The sequence below is a fragment of the Armatimonadota bacterium genome, assembly GCA_020354555.1.
In the GTDB taxonomy this organism is placed as follows: domain Bacteria; phylum Armatimonadota; class Hebobacteria.
Genome location: CP070648.1, coordinates 2,841,696 through 2,847,019, shown reverse-complemented (window position 1 = coordinate 2,847,019; position 5,324 = coordinate 2,841,696). Strand labels below are relative to the sequence as shown.

The 5,324-nt window shown below is 65.5% G+C and carries 5 protein-coding genes; all 5 read right to left on the bottom strand.

Going from position 1 to position 5,324, the window contains the following annotated elements:
- A partial coding sequence (locus JSV65_11670) for an ABC transporter ATP-binding protein (protein ID UCH33230.1) occupies positions 1 to 1,758 on the bottom strand: 1,758 nt, incomplete at its 3' end.
- A gap of 288 nt (positions 1,759 to 2,046) precedes the next feature.
- The gene (locus JSV65_11665; protein UCH33229.1) at positions 2,047 to 2,964 is read right to left on the bottom strand and encodes a carbon-nitrogen hydrolase family protein; all 918 of its coding nucleotides are present in this window, start codon (positions 2,962 to 2,964) and stop codon (positions 2,047 to 2,049) included.
- Between the two features lie 124 nt (positions 2,965 to 3,088).
- Positions 3,089 to 3,628, bottom strand: a complete 540-nt coding sequence (locus JSV65_11660; GenBank protein ID UCH33228.1) for a hypothetical protein — start codon at positions 3,626 to 3,628, stop codon at positions 3,089 to 3,091.
- 158 nt (positions 3,629 to 3,786) lie between these two features.
- Positions 3,787 to 4,455, bottom strand: coding sequence for an HAD family hydrolase (locus JSV65_11655; GenBank protein UCH33227.1), 669 nt, complete (start codon positions 4,453 to 4,455; stop codon positions 3,787 to 3,789).
- A gap of 160 nt (positions 4,456 to 4,615) precedes the next feature.
- A partial coding sequence (locus JSV65_11650) for a nodulation protein NfeD (GenBank protein ID UCH33226.1) occupies positions 4,616 to 5,324 on the bottom strand: 709 nt, incomplete at its 5' end.

Genomic DNA, 5,324 nt, shown 5'->3' with positions numbered 1-5,324 from the left:
GTCGCGCAGATCCTCGCCGTCCATCCGGATCACGCCCCGGTTGGGGTCGTAGAACCGGCAGATCAGGTTGACGAGCGTCGTCTTCCCGACGCCGCTGCGTCCAACCAGGCCGATCATTTCGCCCGCTTGCACGTCGAGGCAGATATCGCGCAGCACCGGCTCGTCCTGCTCGTAACCGAAGAAGACATGGTCGAACTCGATCCGCCCGTGCACCTCGGTGACCGGATGCGGATGGTGCTCGGGCGGTGTCAGCTCGGTCTCGCCCGGCGTATCGAGGATCTCGAACACGCGCTCCGCAGCCGTCGCCGCGCGCTGGAAGCGCTCGTTGAGATTGGCCAAGGTGGTCACCGGCCCGTAGAGCTGCCACAGCAGCCCGGAGAACATGACCAACGTGCCGAGGTCGAGTTCGCCGGCGATGACTTGAGAGCCTCCGTAGGACCAAACGATCAGCGCACCGGAGCCCATGGTCATCGCCATCAGCCCGGAGAACTTGCTGCGAGTCCGCGCGGCGGCCAATACGGCACTGACGTAACTGCGGTCGCGCTGCTCGAAGCGCTCGGCTTCGCGCGGCTCCTGAGCGAACGCCTTGACCACCCGGACGCCGGGGATCGTGTCGGCGAGCATCGCGTTGATCGAGCCCATGCGGCGCCACGCGCTCCGGTAGAATCGGCGCACCTTGCGCCCGAGCATGATCGACAACAAGACGAGGAACGGAATCGGCACCATGACCAGGAGCGTCAGAGTGGTGCTGCTGCCGAGCATGATCCCGGTGACGACGATGACCATGAACAACTGCACCAGGATCTCCTGCATGCTGGTACCGACGAATTCCTGCAGGTGCTGCGTGTCGTGCGTGATGCGGCTCATCAGCTGTCCGGTCTGCCGTTTCTCATAGAAGCTGACCGCCAGCTTCTGAAGATGGAGGTACGCGCTGCGCCGGATATCCGCGATGATGAACTGGCCGAGAGTGGCGATGATGTACGAGTTGCCCCAGGTCAGCAGCCCGCGCATCAACAGCACAGCCAGCAGCACCAGCACCCACTTGGTGAGCACCGCCAGGTCGCGCGGGAGGATGGCGTCGTTGACGATCTTCTTGCTGATCCATGCGGGCGTCGCCTGCGCCAGGGTCGCGCCAAATGTCACGGCGATCCCGAAGACCAGCATCGGCCAGTACGGCCGCAGGTAGCTTGCCATGCGCCGCAGGATGCGCTGCTTGTCGATGCAGGCGCGGCAGACATCCCCGTGCGCGAGCGGACGGCCGCAGGTCGGACACCGCGAGCGCCCGCCCTCCGTGCGCCCGTGCTCCCCCTCTGCGCCGCGCTCCTCGACGCCTCTTGGTGCCTCCGCGCGACCGTGCTCGCGCAGCTGCGCCGTGATCTGATCCCGCGCATCCTCGAACAAGTCGCTCAGGGTACGCGAGAACCGAATTAACTCCGTGCGCTCGCCATCTCGGAGCGCGTTGAGCAAGCCACCGCCGACGTAATGCTCGAACTCGACCGCGTCGAGCTGATCCAATCCCAGCTCGCGGCGCACCAGGACATCGTCATCCTCCTCGTCAAACTCCAGCACCGCAAGCCGTCGGTTCGTCACCACCAGCCAGCTGACGTCGAATCGCCCATCGGGCATAACATCACCGGCCGCGGCGACTTCGATCCGTTCGTCCGCGGCCAGCCATTCCTCCGCCCACGCCCGAATCTCCTGGGGCAAGTCCAAGCTTTTAGCTGAATCGTCCTCCCAGTTGTCGTGCCTGGCTGTCACTCGTGCCGCCTCTCGTTCGCTGCGCGATTCCTTACTTACACTTATGCTTACCCCCGGGCGAGTCCTTCCCGCGCGCCGCGAAGCACGTGCGTCTGGAACAACACTGGCGCGGGAAGTCAACTGCGACGGCGTACTGAGAGCTGCATAGCGGATCGACCGCGCCCTGCTGCGAGGCGGCCCCCGGACTCCCGCCAGCCCCGGATCTGTCGTCCGTGCCGCGCTTTCACCGCGCAGTGATTGAATGACAGCAGGCGAGATCCCGCTGCTGTCGCGCGCAGGCGCGCTGCGTTAGCCGCCAGTCGCGCCGCGTTTCGCCGCCTCGGCCAAAGCGGCATCACGTGAGGCGTACTGGACCAATTCCCCGTACAGGTCCGGCCTGCGGCTCGCCTTGATCGCCAGCGTACGCTCGCACAGCCGGGCAAAGTGGAAATCGCTGATGCGTCGGCGATCCAGATCAATCTGCGTTGTCAACACGCCGGCCCAGCGCCCGGCATCGGCCATGATTGTTCCGTCGGGGCCGATGACGCTCGAGCGGCCGATCATCATCCCCGGCCGCCACGGCTCGTCCTTCTCCACGCCGTAGCACGCGGAGACGATGTAGAGCCCCGTGTCCACCGCACGCGCGCGGTAGCGAATCTCCCAGTCTATCTCCCCCCAACTGCCCTGAACGTGTGGGAAGAATATCATCTCCGCGCCGCGCAACATGAGCACCAGGGCATGCTCGGGATACTCGATATCCATGCACGTCATCACCCCGACGCGGCCGAAATCCATGTCGAACACGGGAATGTCGTCGCCGGCTTCGAACCCCCACTCCGCCTCCGGCAGCGGCAGGTGCGCCTTGTAGTACTGCCCGACGATGATCCCATCGCGGCCGATGAGGACGGTGACATTGCGGAGCTTTCCGTCGCAGAGGCCCACCAGGGGAGCGAGGATATTCATGTTATGGCGGCGCGCGCTTTCGGCGATGCGCTCCGTCACCGCGCCGGGCACCTCGTCGGCGAACTCGCGCGCCCTGCCGTTGTCGAGCGGGAGGTGGCGCGCATTCGCATACTCGCCGAAGATGGCAACGTCGGAGCCGCGCTCACCAGCAATCGCGAGGCCTTCGTCAATGCGTCGCAGGTTGTGCTCCTTGATTTCGTGCGGCGTCTCCCCGGCTTTGGCGGCCGGCAACTGGATTGCGGTGACGGTGATAACGCGACTCACGGTTGGCTTCTCCTTGACCGAGGTCTGCGGATGGGTTCTGTCGCTCGCTGTCACGAAACCGCTATGCCGCAGCCAGCTCGCGCTCCCGCCGCGGATGACGGCGGCCGAACGGGAGCGCCGGTTCTCACACGCCAGGCCGCATGCTCTCCGCTGCGCGTCGCAGCAGAACCGCAGCCCACCCGGCGGTCACAGGCACGATGAGCAGTACGACGCCGCCTTCGACCTGCGGCCATTGCACGGTCACGAGCAAAACACACAGTATCGCGAACGATAGCGCATTCGCCCACAATATCACCGACGCCGTAAGCAAGGATGGCAATTGCCGGATCAAAACCAGCGCGACCAGCACCTCGGTGATGAGGACGACGAAGCCCGTCGGCGCCAGGGCCGTGCTCGGCGCCGTGGGCGGCGCAAGCAGAGTGCTGACCACCGCGCTGACGACGTTGGCGCCGGTCGCCACGCCGAGGGTGCGCAGTATGCCAAGGCCGAGCAACAGTAGCACTCCCGTCTCAACAATGATGGCCCCGAGTTCCCAAGCGAGCCAGACCGGCACCTTCACCGGGAGAAACCGTAACACGCCTTCCTCGATGAACGGCGTTGGCACAAGGTTGGCGGATGCGGGGGCCGCGATCACGGTCACAAGAGCAGCGACTGCAGTTGCCATCGCCGGCATTCTGGACGGCACGGCCTTCATCGACATCGGTCGCCCATCGCGGGCTCGGCGACCTCGGCTCCGCATAGCTCCACCGCGGGATGCTTCTGCGGACATCAGGATTCCTCCTGTAGACATGCTCCGACCCGGCCTGCAATGGATGAGCCCGGCTAGCGAAGGAGGGACACGATATCCTTGAGGCTGCTGACTGTGAAGTCCGGCTCTTCGTCAGGCCCTCTCGGGCTCTGCGCTTTCGCGAACCCTTGCAGTACGCGAATCGTCCGCCAGCCCAGCGCCTTGGCGGGGCGAATGTCGTTGTCTATCCGATCGCCGACCATCACTGCCTGGTGCGGTTCGCACCCGGCGCGCTTGAGAGCCAGTCGGAATATGGCCGGATCGGGCTTCGCGAGCCCGACATCGGCTGACCCCAGGCAAATGGAGATGAACGACGCGAGGCCGTGCTGGGCGAGTCTCGCCTCGGTTCCGGCCGATTGGTTTGCGATGACCCCGATTCGGTAGGTCCCCGCGAGTGTGGCCAACACCTTGTAGGCTTCCGGCTGCGGCTCCTCCAACTCCCCACGATAGGGCGCTCTCTTGAGTACGAACGCGCGGTCATCCGCGCGCGCCGCGAACCTCTCCACCACACGTGCTATCAGCCGCGGGGCGAATTCGGCCGACGCTTCCTCAAATGCTTGCTCGATGGTGGATGCCGACACCGCCAGGCCGCGCTCGGCGAACGCCCTCACCATCTGCCGGATCCGTTCCTGCCACGCCTTTGTCTCGCTGACCAAGGTTTCGCCCACGTCGAAGAAGAGCCATCGAGCATGAGACAGTGGCATGACGAATGATCCCCGTTGCGGCGCGAAGCAATGCGCGACGCTCGGCTTGCCCACGCCGGATTTGCAGGGCAAGAGGAGCTTGGTGGCGCGGCGATGCGCATACCCGCATGGCCTGCGAAGGCCGTCACGACCTGAAGTCGGTCGCGTCACGGGAAAACCGTCACTGTCCGGGGACTTCCTTCTCTTCCCGGTCGCGTTCGACGCACTCGACCAGAAGGGTGACGCCCTCCAGCTTCACCACGCGGACTTTCTCGCCGCGCTTGATGGGGCCGTTGCGCACTTCGGCCCGCCACACCTCGGAATCGAGCCGGACGGTGCCGAACGGATCGAGCCTGGACAGCGCTACGCCCTCGCGACCCGCGAGAGCCTCCGCGCCGAACGCAGGCGGCTTGCGCCACATCGCCATGCGCACGCGGAAGAGCAGCACGATGGCCGCGATCAGCACGGCCGACATCCCACCCACCAACCACGGGCTCACCTGCACCACTGGCGCCGCCGGCGACACCGGCGACACCGGCACGAACAGGAGCAGCGACCCCAGGATGAACGAGACCGCCGCCCCCGCTCCGAGAATCCCGAAGCCCTCGACGAACACCTCGGCGACGAACAGCCCCATCGCAAGTAACAGCAGGGCCACGCCCGCCCAACCCGTCGGCAGCATCCCCAGCGACGTCAGGCCAAGCAGCATGGAAATCGCGCCAATAATGCCTGGATACAACGCGCCTGGGTTGTAGATCTCAGCGATGATGCCGATCATGCCCACGGTCAGGAAGATGTAGGCGAGGTTCGGGTCCGCGATCATATGCAGCAGCCGCTCCAGGAGCGTCATCGGCATGTCGCGGGGAACCGCGCTCGCGGTGGCGAGGGTG